The 18034-nt window shown below is 68.4% G+C and carries 13 protein-coding genes and 3 pseudogenes; 7 read left to right on the top strand and 9 right to left on the bottom strand.

The genetic code is table 11. The features are described 5' to 3' along the window. Nucleotides 1-59: 59 nt before the first annotated feature. A complete protein-coding gene (locus tag AB5J55_RS06300) occupies nt 60-545 on the bottom strand; it encodes a nuclear transport factor 2 family protein (RefSeq protein ID WP_369269710.1) in 486 nt (161 codons plus the stop codon). Between the two features lie 66 nt (nt 546-611). Between AB5J55_RS06300 and AB5J55_RS06295 the strand changes: the two are divergent. Continuing rightward, nucleotides 612-821: pseudogene (locus AB5J55_RS06295) on the top strand (DUF4291 family protein); the annotation flags it as partial. 158 nt (nt 822-979) lie between these two features. Here the strand turns inward: AB5J55_RS06295 and AB5J55_RS06290 are convergent. Both AB5J55_RS06290 and AB5J55_RS06285 read right to left on the bottom strand, forming a co-directional pair. Then, a pseudogene (locus tag AB5J55_RS06290) lies at nt 980-2099 on the bottom strand (winged helix DNA-binding domain-containing protein). A 327-nt stretch (nt 2100-2426) separates the two neighbouring features. After that, complete coding sequence (locus AB5J55_RS06285; RefSeq protein ID WP_369269709.1) at nt 2427-3050, bottom strand: hypothetical protein; 624 nt, start codon at nt 3048-3050, stop codon at nt 2427-2429. A gap of 840 nt (nt 3051-3890) precedes the next feature. On the opposite strand from AB5J55_RS06285, the gene AB5J55_RS06280 reads away from it, so the two are divergent. After that, on the top strand, nt 3891-6149 hold the full coding sequence (locus AB5J55_RS06280; RefSeq protein ID WP_369269708.1) for a tetratricopeptide repeat protein: 2259 nt from the start codon (nt 3891-3893) through the stop codon (nt 6147-6149). Between the two features lie 174 nt (nt 6150-6323). Here AB5J55_RS06280 and AB5J55_RS06275 read toward each other — a convergent pair whose 3' ends face one another. Further along, complete coding sequence (locus tag AB5J55_RS06275; protein WP_369269707.1) at nt 6324-8384, bottom strand: restriction endonuclease; 2061 nt, start codon at nt 8382-8384, stop codon at nt 6324-6326. Between the two features lie 260 nt (nt 8385-8644). Here AB5J55_RS06275 and AB5J55_RS06270 point away from each other — a divergent pair. Further along, nucleotides 8645-9103 (top strand): annotated as a pseudogene (locus tag AB5J55_RS06270) (DUF4291 domain-containing protein); the annotation flags it as partial. A gap of 46 nt (nt 9104-9149) precedes the next feature. Here AB5J55_RS06270 and AB5J55_RS06265 read toward each other — a convergent pair. From AB5J55_RS06265 to AB5J55_RS06255, 3 genes are all read right to left on the bottom strand, one after another. Continuing rightward, the gene (locus tag AB5J55_RS06265; RefSeq protein ID WP_328883049.1) at nt 9150-9329 is read right to left on the bottom strand and encodes a hypothetical protein; all 180 of its coding nucleotides are present in this window, start codon (nt 9327-9329) and stop codon (nt 9150-9152) included. Between the two features lie 540 nt (nt 9330-9869). After that, nucleotides 9870-10745: an undecaprenyl-diphosphate phosphatase gene (locus AB5J55_RS06260; protein ID WP_369269706.1), complete on the bottom strand. Its 876-nt coding sequence runs from the start codon at nt 10743-10745 to the stop codon at nt 9870-9872. Nucleotides 10746-10895: 150 nt separating this feature from the next. Beyond that, nucleotides 10896-11366 (bottom strand): winged helix-turn-helix transcriptional regulator, encoded by a 471-nt coding sequence (locus AB5J55_RS06255; protein WP_369269705.1) that lies wholly within the window; start codon nt 11364-11366, stop codon nt 10896-10898. Between the two features lie 140 nt (nt 11367-11506). Between AB5J55_RS06255 and AB5J55_RS06250 the strand changes: the two genes are divergently transcribed. Then, nucleotides 11507-12676 carry an acetyl-CoA C-acyltransferase gene (locus AB5J55_RS06250; RefSeq protein ID WP_369269704.1) on the top strand — a complete coding sequence of 390 codons (1170 nt, stop codon included), beginning with the start codon at nt 11507-11509 and terminating at the stop codon, nt 12674-12676. Nucleotides 12677-12701: 25 nt separating this feature from the next. On the opposite strand, the gene AB5J55_RS06245 is transcribed toward AB5J55_RS06250, so the two are convergent. After that, nucleotides 12702-13496, bottom strand: coding sequence for a TVP38/TMEM64 family protein (locus tag AB5J55_RS06245; RefSeq protein WP_369269703.1), 795 nt, complete (start codon nt 13494-13496; stop codon nt 12702-12704). Between the two features lie 49 nt (nt 13497-13545). Between AB5J55_RS06245 and AB5J55_RS06240 the strand changes: the two genes are divergently transcribed. From AB5J55_RS06240 to AB5J55_RS06230, 3 genes are all read left to right on the top strand, one after another. Continuing rightward, the gene (locus AB5J55_RS06240; protein WP_369269702.1) at nt 13546-14268 is read left to right on the top strand and encodes a DNA alkylation repair protein; all 723 of its coding nucleotides are present in this window, start codon (nt 13546-13548) and stop codon (nt 14266-14268) included. Nucleotides 14269-14558: 290 nt separating this feature from the next. Continuing rightward, nucleotides 14559-15728: an elongation factor Tu gene (gene tuf, locus AB5J55_RS06235; protein WP_369269701.1), complete on the top strand. Its 1170-nt coding sequence runs from the start codon at nt 14559-14561 to the stop codon at nt 15726-15728. A 113-nt stretch (nt 15729-15841) separates the two neighbouring features. Further along, nucleotides 15842-16687 carry a spermidine synthase gene (locus tag AB5J55_RS06230; RefSeq protein ID WP_369269700.1) on the top strand — a complete coding sequence of 282 codons (846 nt, stop codon included), beginning with the start codon at nt 15842-15844 and terminating at the stop codon, nt 16685-16687. On the opposite strand, the gene AB5J55_RS06225 is transcribed toward AB5J55_RS06230, so the two are convergent. Continuing rightward, nucleotides 16649-17950 (bottom strand): MFS transporter, encoded by a 1302-nt coding sequence (locus tag AB5J55_RS06225; protein WP_369269699.1) that lies wholly within the window; start codon nt 17948-17950, stop codon nt 16649-16651. The genes AB5J55_RS06230 and AB5J55_RS06225 overlap by 39 nt on opposite strands. Between the last annotated feature and the right edge of the window lie 84 nt (nt 17951-18034).

Genomic DNA, 18034 nt, shown 5'->3' with positions numbered 1-18034 from the left:
GTGGGACAGTGGGCGTCCGCTCAGGTGATCACGGCCGGTGATCACGCGCGGTGATCACGTCAGGTGGTGACGGCCGGTGCGGTCCGGTCGGGCAGCCGGCGCCACTTCTCCTGTACGACCACCTCGTGCAGCCGCCAGCCGTCGTCCGTGCGCAGCAGCCCGAAGGCGTAGCGGCCGCCGCACACGAAGTCGGGGGCGGAGGAGCCTTCGCCGTTCGCGGCGAACCGCATCGGATTGATGTAGTCGGCCTGCACCCTGGCCGTGTCGCCGATGTCCTGCTCCAGGATCCCGAAGCGCACCCTGCGGTTGACGATCAGGTGCTGCCGCATCGAGAACAGCCCCAGGCTCTCCGCGAGCCATGTGGCCACCCTCTCGGCGTCCCCCTCGATCCCGCCGGCCGACCGGTAGTCCGCGTGTCCATCCGGGGTGAACAGACTCCGGTATGCCTCCCAGTCCCCGTCGTCCACGGCCACCGCGTACTCGGTGACCATTCCGTCGACCGCCATCCGGTCCCTAAGGGTGGCGAGCTCCACACGCTGCGTCATCGGCTCAGTGTTGGGCATGAGGTGCACGGAGCCAAGGGGGCGTGCAGCGATATTCGCTGGATGGGGATGCGGCCAGGGGGCGAAGCTGTCCCCGTGAATGATCAGAACGACCGGCCCGCCGAGCACGAACCCAAGTTCCGTGTGCGCGCCCAGCACACAGAGTCCACCGTCACCGTCTATCAGGCCTATCGACCCGAGATCGGCCGGGCCGCGGCCGTGAGTGGGCGCTTTCCGCCTTCCTGGAGCCGCGACCGCATGACGTGGGTCATCAAGCCGCGTTCACAGACCACGACCGTCCTGCTGGCAGCGTCCGGGCACGGGCTGATCTATTCCACGTCGATGCCGTGGGCCCGGACGACCTCTTCCAAGCCGCCCGTGCGCCCTTGCCGCCGCGGACGAAGTCCCAAAGGCAAGGATGCAACCTGGCGGCGCGGTCAGCCCTTGACCGTCATGCTCTCGACAGCGGGAAACCCCTTGTCCCACCAATGTCCATAACGCCGGTAGACAGATGGATCGCGCTTGACGAGCAGCGCTGACAGCCTCTCCGCCTCCTCCATCAGACTTTGCCACGTGGCCTTGCCGAGCTTGCGAAACGTGGTCAACTCCAGCCCGCCGTCCGCTGCACGCCATACTCCGGCGACCTGCCCGTCGACGAGCAGACAGGGCAGCACGTCTCCGTTGCGCCGGACGACCAGCGGCCGGTACTTCTCGGGCATGACGCGACCGGGGACGACGTGGGCCAACAGCGTGCTGTCCCACATCGGCAGCAGCCTCGGCGGGCAGGACAGCGTCCACGAGGTCGAACAGGGCGGCGCGGCCCGGCCCTGCCACTGGTACCACCTGGTCGCCAAGCTTGTGCAGCGTCTGGGTTATCACGGGGCGCGTCAGCAGGGTGAACCGGGCGAAGTCCTGGGCCGACGCAGGCCCGAACGCCCGTAGGTAGGCGAGCAGCAGCCACTGAACCCCAGCGTCCGATTCCAGTGGAGCGGATCCAGGGGCGGTTGGGGGGACACGGTAGGTGTTCGGCTGTGTGAACGACCACGGGCCGCCCGTCGGCACATGATGCACGGGCGCGTACGTGCGCAGCGCCCACCACACACGGTGCGCGTGCTCGCCGAACCTCCCCGTGACGTAGTCCTCCACCTCGGTGCCGGTGCGGGGCCGCTCCAGGAACCCGGCGAGCTCCTGGAGTAGCGCGTCAGCGTCGGTGGGGGCCAGCCCTGTCGCGGTGAAACGTCGGTCGTACAGCCGCGACGCCCGCAGAGTGCTGAGCATGGCAGCTCGATAGGGCTCGTAGTCCTCGGCATGGACGGCATGCAGCGTGAGCCGCATGAGGGTTGCCTTCACGATCCGGCGGTCCGCGAACGCCGCGTCGAGATCCTCAGGCGCGAAGTCGCGCACGCGATTCCATAACGCCAGATACGGTGATGCCGGCGCCTGCGCCTGCAAAGCACAGACACGGCGAACAGCCTCCGCCACGTCCAGGCGTTGGCGTTCGAGCAAGAGCTGACGGTCCAGGGTGGCCAGGGCGAGCTGTCGACCAGTGAGTATCACGCCCGGATTATGTCTCCCCCGGGTAACCCCAGGGGCCAGCCCGCCCCGACTTCCGTCAGTCCACCAGCAGTTCAGAGTTCCGCGGTCAATAACTTGCCAGTTGCAGTCGGCGGAGCCGAGACAACGGTCTGTGAGCGAGGCTTGACATGAGTCATCAAGCCGCTTTCACCGACACCGTCCGTGCTCCTGATGGCCTGCTTGAGAAGGTTGGCCGAGGTGTGGGCCAGCGCGGGTCGAACCAGACGGCTGTCTGGAGAGGTGAACGGGTGACCCGCGAGGGGGACCGACAGCGGCGCTGCGGTGTGCGAGATGAGAGGCTCTGTGCAGTCAGTCGAACGCCACGACTAGGCGGACGCCGTCATCACCGAAGCGGTCTGCCAGAGACTTCATCACTGCGAACACATGTGGCCAGTGCGTTTCAGGTCCCAGGGCAGCACCGACGGTCAACGGTTCGTATGTGCACGTCACTTCGTCGGTGGTCCACTCCACACGTCCCGTCGCGCTGTGCAAGTCCGCCGGTGGCATGCCTACCGCGGACAGAGCTTCCGGCGGCCAGGAATCGGACACGAGTTGTTGGTGCAGTGTCGATGGCAGCGTTTTTGTGTGCCAGGTGAGCCGGCCGATGAAGTGATCAGGCACGGTCGCAAGATCCATCGAAGCGAGCTCCGCCCAGCTGACCCAGGTCGCGCTATGCAGGTCGCCCGATGCAACCCAGGCCCCCAACTGCGAACGCATCCTGCTCGACAGATCGATGGGAAGGCCGCAGTCTGGTGCGAGCGGTTGAAAGCCCGCGTAGTTGCGCACTCCGAAGAGACAGCCGAAGGCGGCGTAGTCGGTCTCGTCGTACAGCGGCCAAAGATCCATGGCGGTTACCCAAGGCTCGCCCTCGTAGTTGTCGGTGTCGACGCCGGGGTGACGAAACTCGATGCCGCCATGGATGTCCGTACTCACGATGCGGCACCGTAACAGCGCCGGCCTGGACAGGCACGTGCGTTTGTCGGCAGGTCAGCAACGGAGGCGGGCCGTGTCCCCATAGATGCGCAGGATGCAGTCTCTGAAGCAGCGCAAGGGCGCGCCTCCGTCCGAAGGGTGCAGGGTCAGCCCGAGATCCATCAAGGGGCGGATGGCCTCCGCGTTCCGGCTCCCGTCAGGATCAAGGCCCGGAACGGCCGCCCACGCCTCGAACAGCAGACTGACGGGCTCCCAGCCCGGTCCAGGCAGGAAGTGGCACAAGAATGTCGGCTGGTCGATCCCGTACTCGCGGAGTTCACCGACCCGCACATCACCCTGCATGAGCCACCACGTCCTGGTCACTCTGGGACCCCTCCCCGGTCTTCGACGCCGAAAGTACATTAGCGCCGTTCAGTTCCGCGCAAGCCTTGAGAATGTCTCGGGCACGGGCGGGAGCAGCCCGGGTACGGACGCGACTCCGCAGCGAATTTGACTGAGCCAGCACCTTCAAAGAAAAGGCCTGCGAACACGGCTTGAAATGAGTCATCAAGCCGCGCCCACAGACCACTTCTGAGATTGAAGCCAACTCTGCAACAAGCATGCACCCGATCTGCTCAGGCACCGGGACGACGAGTTGGCCCGGAGCTCCACATCCGCCCCGCCTCTATGCCGACCAGCGGCTGTGGCGACGCCCTCGGTGTCGCCAGCCCGAACCGTGGGCATTGATAGGCCGGCAGCGACACGCTGGGCGAGGAGCAGCGCATGCGACGTCAGTCTCAGGCCCGCACGGGTGCGGGAGTCGCCGGACTATTGGCTGTCATAACGGTGCTCCTGGGACCGGTGACCAACTACGCCAGTGACGCTGTACCTTGGTGGGCCGGCCATGCCTGGGTGATCTGGCCCACCTTCGCTGCGCTGGCCCTGCTCAGCATCGGTTTGACGTGGTTCAGCACGCGCTGGGGTGGCGAGACGTCCCCGCCCTCGACGCTGACCCCCGTTCGCCCACTCGCCTCGGTGAGCCCCGCCTCTCTTCGCCCCCCGCACATCGAGGCGGAGCTGATGCACGGTCGACAGGCGGAACTGGACCGTCTCACCCACATGCTCCGTACACCGAACGGACGCTTCGCCGTGCTCTGCGCAGGTGGCGGCATGGGGAAGACCACGGTGGCCGCGATGCTGTGCGCCAAAGCGGCAGAAGCCGGGTACGACGCCTACTGGGTACGGTGGCAGGGCCTTGAGTCCTTGCAAGCACAGCTCATACAGGTCGCCGTTGATTGTGGCCTTCCCCCTGCACTCCTGGAGCGGGCCCGGGCCGGCCATGACAGCCTTCCAGACGTCTTTTGGCTGCATTTGGCCCGCACCCGCAAGTGGCTGTTGGTCATCGACAACATCGACGATCCCAGCCCGATCGTTCCGGCGACAGAACAACTGAGTCACTACCGCGGTTGGGTCCGGCCCTACGGCGGCGGCCTCCTGCTCCTGACGAGCCGAGATACGAGCCAGGACGTCTGGGGCTCCGCAGCCGAACTACTGAGGCTCCGGCCGCTGACCACACCAGCAGGAGGACAGGTTCTCCTCGACCTGGCACCACAGTCGGGGACGTTGTCCGAGGCCGAGTCGCTCGCCGTTCGCCTGGGAGGTCTGCCCCTTGCGCTGCGAGCAGCCGGCCGCTACCTGACCGAGACGACCAGCAGGTACCGCACGTTCACCGCATACCAGCAGGCGCTGGACCAGGATCTGTCTCCCTTGCTCGGCCCGGAACAGCCCGATGCGACCGACCCAGAGGTGGCCCGGGACGTGGTTCGCCATACCTGGGAGATCTCGCTCGACCAGCTTGCCGGGGACCGGAGGCCGCTGGCCCGCCCGGTTCTGCGGCTGCTGTCTCTTTTCGCCGACGCGCCCATTCCCAGGGACCTCGTCGTTGGTGGCTTTGTTCAGGCGGTCATCGGCGAAACCGTCACCGAAGGGGCCCTCGACGACGCCTTATCCGGTCTCCGCCGTTATGACCTTCTACAGGCCACGGAGACTGCCCACGGTGGTGATGTCTCAGTCCCATGTCTCGTCCTGCACCCACTGGTGCGCGAAGTGAACGTGTACATCCTGTCCACGACGACCGCAGACGTTCCTGGTTGGCGCCGGGAGGTTGGGCTGCATCTGATGTCCCGGGCCCGGGAATTGTCGGAAGTCTCGCAGTCGTCATGGGACCGCGCCCGGCTCATCGCACCTCACTTCGCTCTCGTCGCCGAGCTCGGCGCAGACGGCTCCATTCCACTTCCGGATGCCCTGGGCGCATTGGAGAGTCTCGCCGCGCTCCTCAGTGACGCGGGCGCCCATCCACTCCAGCTCACTTTAAGGCGGAACGCGCACGACATAGCCCGGCAGATCCTGGGCGCCGACCACCCAGACACTCTGGAGTGTCTTAGCAAGTACGCTCGCGCGCTACGCGCCACGGGGGACTACAGTGCGGCCATCGACCGACACAGAGAGGTTCTGGCCGTGCGGACCCGTGTACTCGGTCCGAGTCACCTCGACACGATCTCCAGCGGTCATCACCTCGCAAGGGCACTGCGGTACATGGGTCGTTATGCCGAGAGCGTCGACCTGGCCATGAGCACCACCAGCGCTTTGACTCACGCGCTCGGCCCGGACCATCCCGAAACGCTGGCCAGCCGTGACGTCCTCGCTCTGGCCCTGGACAGCTTAGGAAGTCACCGGGAAGCGGCCGAGATCCATACCGCGGTGGCGGAGATCCGTACGAGGGTGCTGGGGCCCACTCACCCTCGTACGATTTCCAGCCTCAACCACCTGGCCGATTCCCTGAACCGCCTCGGCGAACACGCGCGAGCTGCTCGCCTCGCGCGCGAGACGGTTCGGATGGCCCACCAGGCGCTCGGCCCCGATCACCCCCGCACCCTGAACGGCCGCCACGCACTCGCCACGGCCTTGCACGGGCTCGGTGAGTTCGGGGAAGCGGCTCGAATCCACCGAGACGTACTGCAGGCGAGGACGCGGAACCTGGACGCCGAACATCCGGAAGCCGTTGAAAGCCGCGATGCACTCGAACGATCATTGGCTGCGCTGCGAGGTACGGGGCGTTGACGAGTCAGCGACACCACGGCAGATGCGGTCCGCAGAGTGCTTGTGACCAATGGCTGCGCCAGCGCGGTGGTCGTTTCACAGTGATCCTAAAGGGCTATGAACACGGCTTGACTTGGATCATCAAGCCGCGTTCACAGCCCTCATCCAGCGCAGCAGCTCTGGACCCAGGTGGAGCTACTCCACCTCGATGCCGAAATCCTGAACGAGTTCCTCCAGACCGCCCGTGTAGCCCTTGCCGCCCAGGACGAAGTCCCAGTCTCCGTTCGACCTTCGGCGGAAGGAGCCGAGTACCAAGGCTGTTTCGCGCGGCCGGCCGTCGGAGACTTCAAGCTGTCCCTGTTCAGCCAGCCCCGGGTCGAGCAGGCGGATGCTGGCGTCCGTGAAACCGGAGAGGTCGGCGTCCGGGTTGACCTCTGGGTCGATGGCCGCCACGAGTACGAACCGATCAGCCTCATCGGGCAATCCGTCGAAGGAGACACAGATCGCGGCCTTGTCAGGCGCAGTGGCGGGGAGAGCACGCACTGAGCCGTCCGGCGTCTGCGGGTTGTTGAAGAAGACGAAGTGATCGTCACTGAGGACCCGGTTGCCACGGCAGACGAGAGCACACACGTCCAAGGCGACGCTTCCGGTCCACGACATGCCCAAGACGTTGTAATCGTTTGGCAGCCGAGTGTCCGGCACGGAGGGCGTCGGCTGTGCTGAGACTTGCCGATCGCCGTCACCAAGCCGCCCACGCAGCCCATGACGATGCAGCAGGTCTACGAGTTCGGAGCCCGAGATGAGTTCCAGCGGCTTGCCGTTGGCGAAAGTGTGCGAGCCAGGGCCGAACCCTGACGTCGTCACGAGGACACCTTTGTTGGCACCGGCGTCCTGCACGGTTCCGTACAGGTCGCGCACAGCGGTGGGCGGCACCGTGTTGCGGTAGCGCTTCACCTGCACGACGATCTTGCCGCCTCGGATCGGTGCCGGATCCAGTGCGTCGACGTCCACACCACCATCGTTGGAGCGCTGGGTGGTCACCGCCTGCATCCCCATGGCCCGGAAGAGATCGGCAACGAGATTCTCGAAGGCGATCGGGTCCATGGCGAACAGGTCCGGCTCCTCATCGCTGCCGTGGGCGACAACGCGGTTCCCGACATCCTGCGGCCGCCTACTCGGCCGTACCGGTGCGAGCTGGTCCGGTCGAGCCGAGAGCTGCCCGCGCAGGGCGTCAGCCAGGCAACTACCTGCGTCCACCTGCGCCAGGTGCAAGTCACGGAACGAAGAGCGCGAGGCCATGACGGTTGCGAGGAAAATTTGGCCCGGTCGGCCCGTCGTAGGGTCATGCCCATCGACGAACCCGTTCAAGGTCACTGACTCAAGCGCACCCAGCTCATCTGCGGCGAACAGCTCGTGCAAAACAAGCAGCATGCACTGAGCCAGAACCTCCCTGTACAAAGAACGGCGCTGGCCTGCTGGGCGGGGAGTCTCCTTGTCCTGGTCGACCCCGGACATGTACCGAACGGCCCTGGCCTCCGGCACGATGCTGTAGGCAGGCAACTCCCAATCCAGTACCAATTGCCGGGCTGCCGGGTCGTAGGCTGCTGCCACCTGGCGTGGGAAACCTTCCGGCCATGCCGTCGAGGCGTAGAGAGCGGCAGAGAAGTACTCGATCACGGAATCGGGATCCTGGCGCCTTACGCCTTCGGTTATCGCCACGACGCCGGCGTTGTGCCGCCGTACATCAGCCAGCTGAGTATCGGCCCACTGCTGGTACTCCCGCTGGTACGACGCCAACTGTTGCTGTCGGTGAGCCTCCGCGGCTTGAGCAACCTGCCAGTCCCGCTCGAAGCGCGCTCGTGCTTCGGCCTGCGCCTGGGCCCGGCGACTCGCAGTCCAGCCGCTCTGCGTTTGGTAGTGATTGAAATCCGGCATGGGCACTGGCTGTGCCAATGGTCCTGGAGCGAAGGGCTGGACCTCCTCAGGTCGCATGAGAGAGGCAGCCCTGAAGGCCGGAGCCTGGCAACCCGAGGCAAGAAGACCTTGCAACGACGCAACCTGCGCGTCCAGCTCCTCCGTGCGTCGTAGAGCCTCTGCCTGCCGGTAGTCGCGGTGGCTCTGGGCAGCTCGCCGCTGGTAGGCCCGCGCTTGCTGATCTTGCTGTCTCCGCCGTCTGGCTTCGGCTTCCAGTTGGCGCTGCTGCTGCCGTTGCATCTCAGCCCAGACGCCGACAAAACCAGTAGAGCGACGACTCATGTGCTGCAGGCCCTCCCCAGGACGTTGGCAGCCGAAAGGCACTTTGGTTGTCCCCGCAACCAGTTGTAACAAGACGACTCTAGCCAGCAATCACCGTCCCGCATATCCACTCGTCAAAGGAAGCGCGGTCGGTCCATCCCCGCAGGTCAACGTGACTGGAGGGTAACCAGGATCGTCGGGGCTGCAGTACCCAAACGGCCGCATTCCCCAGCACTGTTCTCGCAGCGCGCACCGGAAACAGAAAGGTCTATGAACGCGGCTTGACATGGATCAAGCCGTCGTTCCTGTGGATGATGTACCGCTGCGGCTGGGCCATGAAGGAGAACCAGGAGACCGTTCTCGCCGTCGAGATCAGCCGCGAGGGCTTCGAGTGGGCGCTGCGTCACGCGTGCCTCTCGCACTACGTGCCTGCCCTGCACGGCGACCGGGACGCCTGGAAGCGGCAGTTGAGGGCGGCGCCCGCGCGCGTGCAGTGGGATCCGGAGCGCGATCTGCGCCTCAACCCTTTGCCGTACCGGTCATTGCAGCTGGGGCTCGGAGGGGAGGCGCCGGCACAGTACGCGGACGAATGGATCCTCGGCATCGAGGATGTGACGCCGCTCGCCAGGGAGATGCACGCGCGTGTGCGGGCGGGTGAACTGGAGCGTGCGGCCGAGTTGTTGCCGAAGGAGCGGCCATACCCGTTGAGGGAGGACGTCCTGGCGCACCTGGCCGCCTAGACGCGGCCGATCGTCAACCGGTGCTGCTCGCCCCGGGGTCCTCGCTTCAAGCCGCCTCGATGACCGCACCTCGGATCGCGGCAGCCCACTCGACCACCAACAGCTCGTACTCCGCGCGCTCCTGCGCCGACAGCGAGCCGCCTGCGCGCAGCCACAGGGCGCGAATCTCCTCGTTCACCTCGGCAGCAGACCGCACGGAACCAGGGCCTAAGGAATGGGGGGACATGCAGGCAAGCCTAGGGGCAAGGACTGACAGTGCGCTACCGGACGGCTACGCAGAACGTATGTGATTGGTCACGGATTTCCGGGTGGGCGTTTCGGTGAGCGTCCGTACTGACCTATCGGTCAGCAGGTCGGACGTCAGTCGGTGCACACGACCACGCACTGCCCCCGCTGAGTTGCGCCGCCGTGGAACTCCCGCATCGCGCCGAAGCGCGGGCAATCTCCGTGACTGTGGCAGGGGCGAGGAGGGGGCGGCCCCTCGATGCCGTCGTAGACCTCGTCGTGGTCGAGGAAGCCGATGTCCCCGCCGGGGTCGCCGGAGGCGGCCCGGTCGAGCAGTGCGATCAGGGCCGCGTCGGTTCCCGTCGCGTGGCAGTGCCGGATGAGGCCCCAGATCGCCCAGCCCGTGTCGAGGAGATCGGCCGGCGGTGGAGCCCGACCCGGCGCTCCCCCGGCGAGTCGAGTGTCGACGTCCGGCAGCGTTCGAGTCAGGCCGGGGTGACGCAGGCGAACTGCTGGTTGAGAGTCATGGGCGGCGTGCTCGTCAGCCCGCCGACTCCGCCGCGTGCGGGCTCAGGACGCCTGCCGCCACCAGGGCGATGATGACGATGCCGAGTGCGATGCGGTACCAGACGAAGGGCATGAAGCTCTTGGTCGAGATGAACTTCATGAACCAGGCGATGACGGCATAGCCGGTCACGAAGGCGATCACCGTCGCGAAGATCGTCGGGCCCCAGGACACGTGGCCGCTCTCCATCGCGTCCTTGAGCTCGAACAGGCCGGAGGCGAGGACGGCCGGGATGGCGAGGAGGAACGAGTAGCGGGCCGCGGACTCACGGGAGTAGCCCATGAAGAGGCCGCCGCTGATGGTGGCGCCGGAGCGGGAGACTCCGGGGATGAGCGCCGCGGACTGGCACAGGCCGAAGATCAGGCCGTCCTTCACGCCCAGGTCCTCAAGTCCCTTGCGCTGCTTGGCGGCGCGGTGCCGGCCGCCCGACTCGTCGCGTGCCGCCAGCCGGTCCGCGATGCCGATGATGATGCCGACGACGATCAGCATCGTGGCCGTGATGCGCAGGTCGCGGAAGGGGCCCTCGATCTGGTCCTTGAGCGTCAGGCCCAGCACGCCGATCGGGATCGAGCCGACGATCACCAGCCAGCCCATCTGGGCGTCGTGGTCCTGCCGCATCTCCTTGTTGGTCAGCGAGCGCAGCCACGCAGAGATGATCCGCCCGATGTCCTTGCGGAAGTAGATCAGTACGGCAATCTCCGTGCCGATCTGCGTGATCGCCGTGAAGGCCGCACCGGGGTCCTCCCATCCCGAGAACGCCGCGGTCAGGCGCAGGTGCGCGCTGGAGGACACGGGGAGGAACTCGGTCAGCCCTTGGACGAGTCCGAGGATGAGCGATTCAAACCAAGACATGAAGTTACGGAGTCCAAGTGCTGGTTGCGGCAAGGGATGAAGGGGGACACCGCGTCGGCGGCGCAGTGATCGCAGGTGTCGAGGGGCAGCGTAGCGCCCCGCGAAGTCGGCTCCGGCACAGGGGCCTCGCTCCGGCGGGAGCGACGGGCTTCAGGATGCCGCCGGTCCCGTCACCGTCCATCCGGGCGCCTGGGGGTGGGCCGTGAGGTCCTCGTGGTGCACCGCGCCGCCACAGGCCCGGCAGGTGACGACCGCGACCAGTTCGTTGCCGCAGGTGTGCTCGATCACCATGGGGCGGTCGTCGGCCCCGCGCAGGTGGCGGTCGCCCCAGGCCATGAGGGTCATCAGGACCGGTTCCAGCTCCAGTCCCGCAGGCGTGGGCCGGTACTCGAACCGCTGCGGGCGCTCGCTGTAGGCCCGCTTGGTGAGGATGCCGGCGTCGACGAGTCGGCGCAGCCGGGTGGCCAGGATGTCGCGCGGGGCGCCGATGTTGCGCACGAGCTGGTCGAAGCGGCCGTTGCCCAGACACACCTCTCGCAGGACGAGCAGCGAGTACTTCTCGCCGACGAGCGCCAGGGCGTCGGCGATGGAGCAGGGGCGCGGGTCTTTGGTGGCGGCCATGCGGCTCAGTTTAGGGGGAGGGTTCGACTTTCCAACTTGCGGGTTTGATTTTCCAACTCACCGGGCTATGGTGAGTTCGAATTTCCTACTCACTGGTAATCGCGCCGGTGATCGCCCCGGCGGCCAAGGAGGCCCGCACCATGCGTGACGCAGTCATCGTCGAAGCCGTACGCACCCCGATAGGCAAGGGCAAGCCGAGCGGAGCCCTGGCGCACGTCCACCCCGTCGAACTCCTCGCCCACACCCTGCGCACCCTCGTCGAGCGCTCGGGCGTCGACCCTGCGCTGATCGACGACGTCATCGGCGGCACCGTCGACCAGGTCGGCGAGCAGGCCATGAACACCACCCGCTACGCAGCCCTGTCGGCAGGCTTCCCGGAGACGGTCCCGGCGACCACCGTGGACCGCCAGTGCGGCTCCTCCCAGCAGGCCGTGCACTTCGCCGCCCAGGGCGTCATCTCGGGCGCGTACGACATGGTCGTCGCGTGCGGGGTCGAGTCGATGAGCCGGGTGCCGATGTGGTCGAACGTGCCGCCCGGCAAGGACCCCTTCGGCCCCGGCATCGCCGAGCGCTACCCCGAGGGGCTCGTCCCGCAGGGCATCAGCGCCGAGCTCATCGCGGCCAAGTGGTCGATCACGCGCGAGCAGATGGACGCGTTCGCCGTCTCCTCGCACCACAAGGCCGCCGCGGCCTGGGACAACGGCCTCTTCGACGCCGAGGTCGCGCCCCTGGAGGGCGTCTCGCGCGACGAATGCGTACGCCCCGGCAGCACCCCCGAGATCCTCGCCGGCCTCAAGCCCGCCTACCACGACCCGGTCTTCGCCGAGCGTTTCCCGCAGATCGAGTGGAACGTCACCGCGGGCAACGCGAGCCCCATCAACGACGGCGCCTCCGCCGTGCTCGTCACGTCCAGCGAGACGGCGGCCCGGCTCGGCCTGCGTCCCCTTGCCCGGCTGCACAGCTTCTCCGTCACCGGCTCCGACCCGGTCCTCATGCTCACCGGGGTCATACCGGCGACGGAGAAGGTGCTGCGCCGGGCGAACCTGTCCCTCGACGACATCGACCTGTTCGAGGTCAACGAGGCCTTCTCCAGCGTCGTGCTCGCCTGGCGGCAGGAGACCGGCGCCGACCTCGCCAAGGTCAACGTGCACGGCGGCGCGATCGCGATCGGCCATCCGCTCGGTGCCAGCGGAACCCGGCTGACCACGACCCTGGTGCACGCGATGCGCGAGCGCGGCGCCCGCTATGCCCTGCAGACGATGTGCGAGGCGGGCGGCCTGGCCAACGCGATGATCCTGGAGTCCGTGTAGCCGCGCCCGCAGCAGGCGAAACGGTTCAGCGGCCCCGCAGGTGGTGGCGCTTGCGCCATGCCACCACCGCGCCGGCCAGCGCCGGCAGCGCGATACAGGCGAGCGCGATCAGGAAGGCGGGCGACGTCGGCGTGGAGGCACGGGCGCCGGCGACGACGTACGCGGCGACGTTCGGGATCGACCCGATGGCCGTCGCGAGCAGGAACGGGACGTAGCCCATGCGGGAGACGGCGGCGGCGTAGTTCGCGGCCCAGAACGGCACACCGGGGAACAGCCGCACCGCCAGCATCGAGCGGAAGCCGTGCCGGCTGAACTGGCCGTCCGCCGCCTTCAGCAACCGGCCGCGCAGCAGCGGGCGCAGCGCCTCCTGGCCGAGCAACCGGCCCAGCCCGAAGGCGATCCCGGCCCCCAGCACCGTGCCCGCCATGGCCGCGCCGATGCCCCACTCGGAACCGAAGAGCGCGCCCGCCGCGAGGTTCAGCAGCGGCCGCGGCACGAACGCCACCGTGATCAGCCCGTACGCCACGGCGAACAACACCACCGCGGCCGGGCCCGCCACCTGGGGCGGCCAGCCGTCCGCCAGCAGCTTCTGCGGCTCGAAGAGCAGCACGGACGACGCCGCCGCCGCGAGCAGGACCAGGAGCAGGGACAGCCGGGACCACGGCGACAGCAGGGTTCTCGTGCAGCGCGCGGCGAAGCCCCCGGGCACGGGGACGGGAACAGGGACGGCTGCGGGGGCGAGTACTGCGAGCTCCGTGGCGGCGGCCCCGGGGGAGGCCTTGGCGGTGCCCCCAGAGCGGGTGGTGGCATCGTCGAGCATCCGGCGACAGTAACCGACAAAGATGTGTGATCGCCGTATGGTTCGTCTCATGAGCGTCACAGGAGGGGGAACAACGGAAGTTCCCCGCAGTGGTCTGGCCGACACGGTCCTGGAGCGGCTCACCGCCACGTATGCCGCCGCCGCGGACCCTGAGCGCGCTGCCGCCGCCCGGGCGTACATGAAGGACGTCGCCCCGTTCCTCGGCATCCCCACCCCCGAGCGCCGCGCTCTCTCCCGCGCCGTCCTCAAGGGCACACCACGCCCCGACGAGGCCGACTGCACCGCGATCGCCCTGCGCTGCTGGGAGCTGCCCGAGCGCGAGTACCACTACTTCGCCGTCGACTATCTGCGCCGGCACGTGGGGCGCTGCTCCTCCGGCTTCCTGCCGGTGACCCGGCACCTCATCACCACCGTCTCCTGGTGGGACACCGTCGACGCACTCGCCGCGCACGTCGTCGGCGGCCTCGTCGCGGCCGACCCGAAACTCACCGCCGACATGGACGGCTGGATCGCCGACGACGACCTGTGGGTCGCCCGCACCGCCCTCCTCCACCAGCTGCGCTACAAGGACCACACCGACCCCCGACGCCTCTTCGCCTACTGCCTGCGCCAGTCCGGGCACAGCGACTTCTTCATCCGTAAGGCGATCGGCTGGTGCCTGCGCGAGTACGCCAAGACCGACCCGGAGGCCGTACGGGAGTTCCTCGCGCGGGAGCGGGGGAGGTTCGCGCCACTGTCGGTGCGGGAGGCACTGAAGAACATCGGGGCATAAGGCCCCGAACTCCCCATCCGCGAAAAACCATTCGACGCCGGGCACGGCGTCGACGATGATCGACCTCATGTTCCGGCACGCCTTCGTCCTCGCAGCATCCGCAGTCGCGGATGCCACGAAGGCTGCCGTTCTGGTCCTCCTGACCGCAGTCGACGGCGCCCGAAGCTGACCCTCTCCGGATAGTCCGGCGGACCCCGCAGGGGGAGGGTCGGCAAGTCCTTGGGGTCCCCATCTCGCACGCGAGCTCCACCTACGCGAGATCACTTTTGCAGAGACTTCGAGGTACAGCCATGTCCAAGACGGCATACGTGCGCACCAAACCGCATCTGAACATCGGCACGATGGGCCATGTCGACCACGGCAAGACCACGTTGACCGCCGCCATCACCAAGGTCCTCGCCGAGCGCGGGTCCTCCACGTTCGTTCCGTTCGACCGCATCGACCGGGCGCCGGAGGAGGCCGCGCGCGGCATCACCATCAACATCGCGCACGTCGAGTACGAGACCGACACCCGCCACTACGCGCACGTCGACATGCCGGGCCACGCCGACTACGTCAAGAACATGGTCACCGGCGCCGCGCAGCTCGACGGGGCGATCCTCGTCGTCTCCGCACTCGACGGGATCATGCCGCAGACCGCCGAACACGTGCTGCTCGCCCGGCAGGTGGGCGTCGACCACATCGTGGTCGCGCTCAACAAGGCCGACGCGGGTGACGAGGAGCTCGTCGACCTCGTCGAGCTGGAGGTCCGCGACCTGCTCACCGAGCACGGCTACGGCGGCGACGCCGCGCCCGTCGTACGCGTGTCGGGGCTGAAGGCCTTGGAGGGGGACCCCAAGTGGACGGCATCGGTCGAGGCGCTGCTCGACGCGGTGGACACGTACGTTCCGATGCCGGAGCGGTATGTGGACGCGCCGTTCCTGCTGCCGGTCGAGAACGTGCTCACGATCACCGGCCGCGGGACCGTGGTGACCGGCGCCGTGGAGCGGGGCACCGTGCGCGTCGGCGACCGGGTCGAAGTGCTCGGGGCCGGGCTGGAGAGCGTGGTCACCGGCCTTGAGACGTTCGGCAAGCCGATGGACGAGGCGCAGGCCGGGGACAACGTGGCGCTGTTGCTGCGCGGGGTTCCCCGGGACGCGGTGCGCAGGGGGCACGTGGTGGCCGCGCCGGGCAGTGTCGTTCCGCGCCGTCGTTTCTCCGCGCAGGTGTATGTGCTCTCGGCCCGTGAGGGCGGGCGTACGACTCCTGTCGTCACCGGGTATCGGCCGCAGTTCTACATCCGTACGGCGGATGTGGTGGGTGACATCGACCTCGGTGAGGTGGGTGTCGCGCGGCCCGGGGAGACGGTTGCGATGACCGTCGAGCTGGGGCGTGAGGTGCCTTTGGAGCCGGGGCTCGGGTTCGCCATCCGTGAGGGTGGCAGGACTGTCGGGGCGGGGACCGTGACCGCCGTCGTGTGAGGGGGCGGTTCGTGGGGGACTGCGGGATCGTCGTGGCTGATCCCGCAGTGCCCCGCGCCCCTGTCGGGGCGCTCCCGTGCGTTGCTGCGGAGTCCTGCCGCCACAATGAGAAGGTGAATGAGCCCATACCCGTGACCCGGCCCGTCGACTACGGCACCGCCAAGCTGATGCCCGACGTCGATCGGAAGCGTGCCTGGTTGCTCACCGTCGACGGGGCTCCTCAGTCGTACGTGGATCTTGACGAGCCGACACACCTGGAGTTCGAGTACGCCCGGCGGCTGGGGCACGTGCTCGACACCGTCGCCGAGGCGGGGCGGCCGCTGGACGTGCTGCATCTCGGCGGCGGCGCGCTCACGCTGCCCCGGTACGTGGCCGCGACCCGGCCCGGCTCACAGCAGGACGTGGTCGAGGCCGACCGGGGTCTGCTGGAGCTGGTCGCCGAGCATCTTCCGGTTCCGGACGGGGTCGGCATCCGGCTGCACGCCGGGGACGCCCGGGCGTGGCTGGAGGACGCCGTGGACGACTCGGCCGACGTGCTCGTCGCCGATGTCTTCGGTGGGTCACGGGTGCCGGCGCATCTGACGTCGGTCGCCTACGTCCGTCAGGCCGAGCGGGTTCTGCGGGGAAGCGGCGTCTATGTGGCGAACCTCGCCGATGCCGCGCCCTTCGCCTTCCTGCGTTCCCAACTCGCCACCTACCGCACGGTGTTCGAGGAGCTCGCGCTGATCGCCGAGCCGGGTGTGCTGCGCGGCAGGCGGTTCGGCAACGCGGTGCTCGTCGCCGCGCACCGGCCCTTCGACACGGCGGCCCTGGCCCGCCTCACCGCCTCCGACGCCTTTGCGGCGAGGGTCGAACACGGGCCCGGCCTGCGGGAGTTCATCGGCGGGGCGCGACCGGTGCGGGACGAGGACGCCGTACCGTCACCCGAGCCCCCGGACGGGGCTTTCAGCATCGGCTGAGCCGAGGTGGCCGCCCGCGCTCACCTGCTTGGTACGACGCCGTAGGTTCCGTACGTCCGGTACGCACAGGACCGCCGCCGTCACGAACACGACCAGCGCGGCGCAGCCCCACAGCGCGGACGTGCGCCCGACCGCCACCTCCGCCGGGCCGGCCAGCGCCGTCGCCAGCGGGACCAGCGCGACCGAGCCGAACCAGTCGTACGCGCAGACCCGGGACAGCTTCTCCTCCGGTATCTCCTGATGGAGTGCCGTCATCCAGGAGACGCCGAACACCTCCAGCGTCACGCCGGTGAGGAACATCACCGCACACAGCACGCTGATCGGCGCGGGAATGGCGAGCGCGGCGGAGGGGAGGGCGAGCGGGAAGACGCACAGAGTGCCGGCGAGGAGCAGGCGGCGTGGCTTCCAGCGGGTCATGAGCAGGGCGCCGGCGACTGTGCCCGCGCCGAAGAAGCCCAGCGCCAGGCCCCACGGGCCCGCCCCGCCCAGGTGGTCCCGGGCGACCAGTGGGCCGTAGACCGCGTCGGCCGCGGCGACGACCGCGTTCGCGATGGAGAACTGGATGACGACAGCCCACAGCCACGGCCGCCCGGCGAACTCCCGCCAGCCGTCCCGCAGATCGGCGAGCATTCCGCCGCCCGGCGCGCGCTGCGGAATGTGACTCACGTCGAGGAACGCCCGCATGGATCCGGCGACGGCGAAGGCCGCCGCGTCCGCCGCCAGCACCCAGCCGGGCCCGATCGCGGCCACCATGGCACCGCCGAGGGCGGCACCGCCGACCGCCGCACCCTGCATGGCCATCCGGAACACGGCGAACGCCCGGCTCGCCTGCTCGCCCTGGACCGACGACAGCAGCATGCCCTCGGCCGCCGGGCTGAAGAACGCCTGCCCGGTGCCGCCGAGGGCGGTCAGCAGCATCATCTGCCACAGCTGGGCCTCGCCGGCGAGGACGAGCACGGCGAAGGCGGCTTGGGAGAGACAGTTGAGGGCGTTGGCCGCGACCATCACCCGGTGCCGCGGGACCCGGTCGGCGACGGCGCCGCCGATCAGCAGGAAGAGCACCAGGGGAAGGGTGCGGGAGGCGGCCACCAGGCCCACGTCGCCGCCGTCGCCGCCGGCCTCCAGTACCGCGAACGCCGCGGCGATCAGCGCGCCATGACTGCCGAGGTTCGTGACGAACGCCGAGGCGGTCAGCAGGCTGTAGTTGCGGCCCGCCCAGGCGGGGCGGCGGGATCGGCGGCGGGGATCGGCGGCGGAGGTCACCGGCCGACTATCGCCGCCCGGCCCTCGATTTGCCAAACGAACTGCAGGTCACGGGTCGGATGCACCGCTTCGCCCCGAACGCCG

It is taken from the genome of Streptomyces sp. R11 (assembly GCF_041051905.1).
Taxonomy (GTDB): Bacteria; Actinomycetota; Actinomycetes; order Streptomycetales; family Streptomycetaceae; genus Streptomyces.
Note: the sequence above shows the minus strand (reverse complement) of the source record. Positions and strands in the feature narration are given on the sequence as shown.

Excerpts from the sequence above, each read along its gene's own strand:
- AB5J55_RS06300 (WP_369269710.1), bottom strand. The coding sequence starts at position 545 with ATGACGCAGCGTGTGGAGCTCGCCACCCTTAGGGACCGGATGGCGGTC.
- AB5J55_RS06275 (WP_369269707.1), bottom strand. The coding sequence starts at position 8,384 with ATGAGTCGTCGCTCTACTGGTTTTGTCGGCGTCTGGGCTGAGATGCAA.
- AB5J55_RS06265 (WP_328883049.1), bottom strand. The coding sequence starts at position 9,329 with ATGTCCCCCCATTCCTTAGGCCCTGGTTCCGTGCGGTCTGCTGCCGAG.
- AB5J55_RS06260 (WP_369269706.1), bottom strand. The coding sequence starts at position 10,745 with ATGTCTTGGTTTGAATCGCTCATCCTCGGACTCGTCCAAGGGCTGACC.
- AB5J55_RS06255 (WP_369269705.1), bottom strand. The coding sequence starts at position 11,366 with ATGGCCGCCACCAAAGACCCGCGCCCCTGCTCCATCGCCGACGCCCTG.
- AB5J55_RS06250 (WP_369269704.1), top strand. The coding sequence starts at position 11,507 with ATGCGTGACGCAGTCATCGTCGAAGCCGTACGCACCCCGATAGGCAAG.
- AB5J55_RS06245 (WP_369269703.1), bottom strand. The coding sequence starts at position 13,496 with ATGCTCGACGATGCCACCACCCGCTCTGGGGGCACCGCCAAGGCCTCC.
- AB5J55_RS06240 (WP_369269702.1), top strand. The coding sequence starts at position 13,546 with ATGAGCGTCACAGGAGGGGGAACAACGGAAGTTCCCCGCAGTGGTCTG.
- tuf (WP_369269701.1), top strand. The coding sequence starts at position 14,559 with ATGTCCAAGACGGCATACGTGCGCACCAAACCGCATCTGAACATCGGC.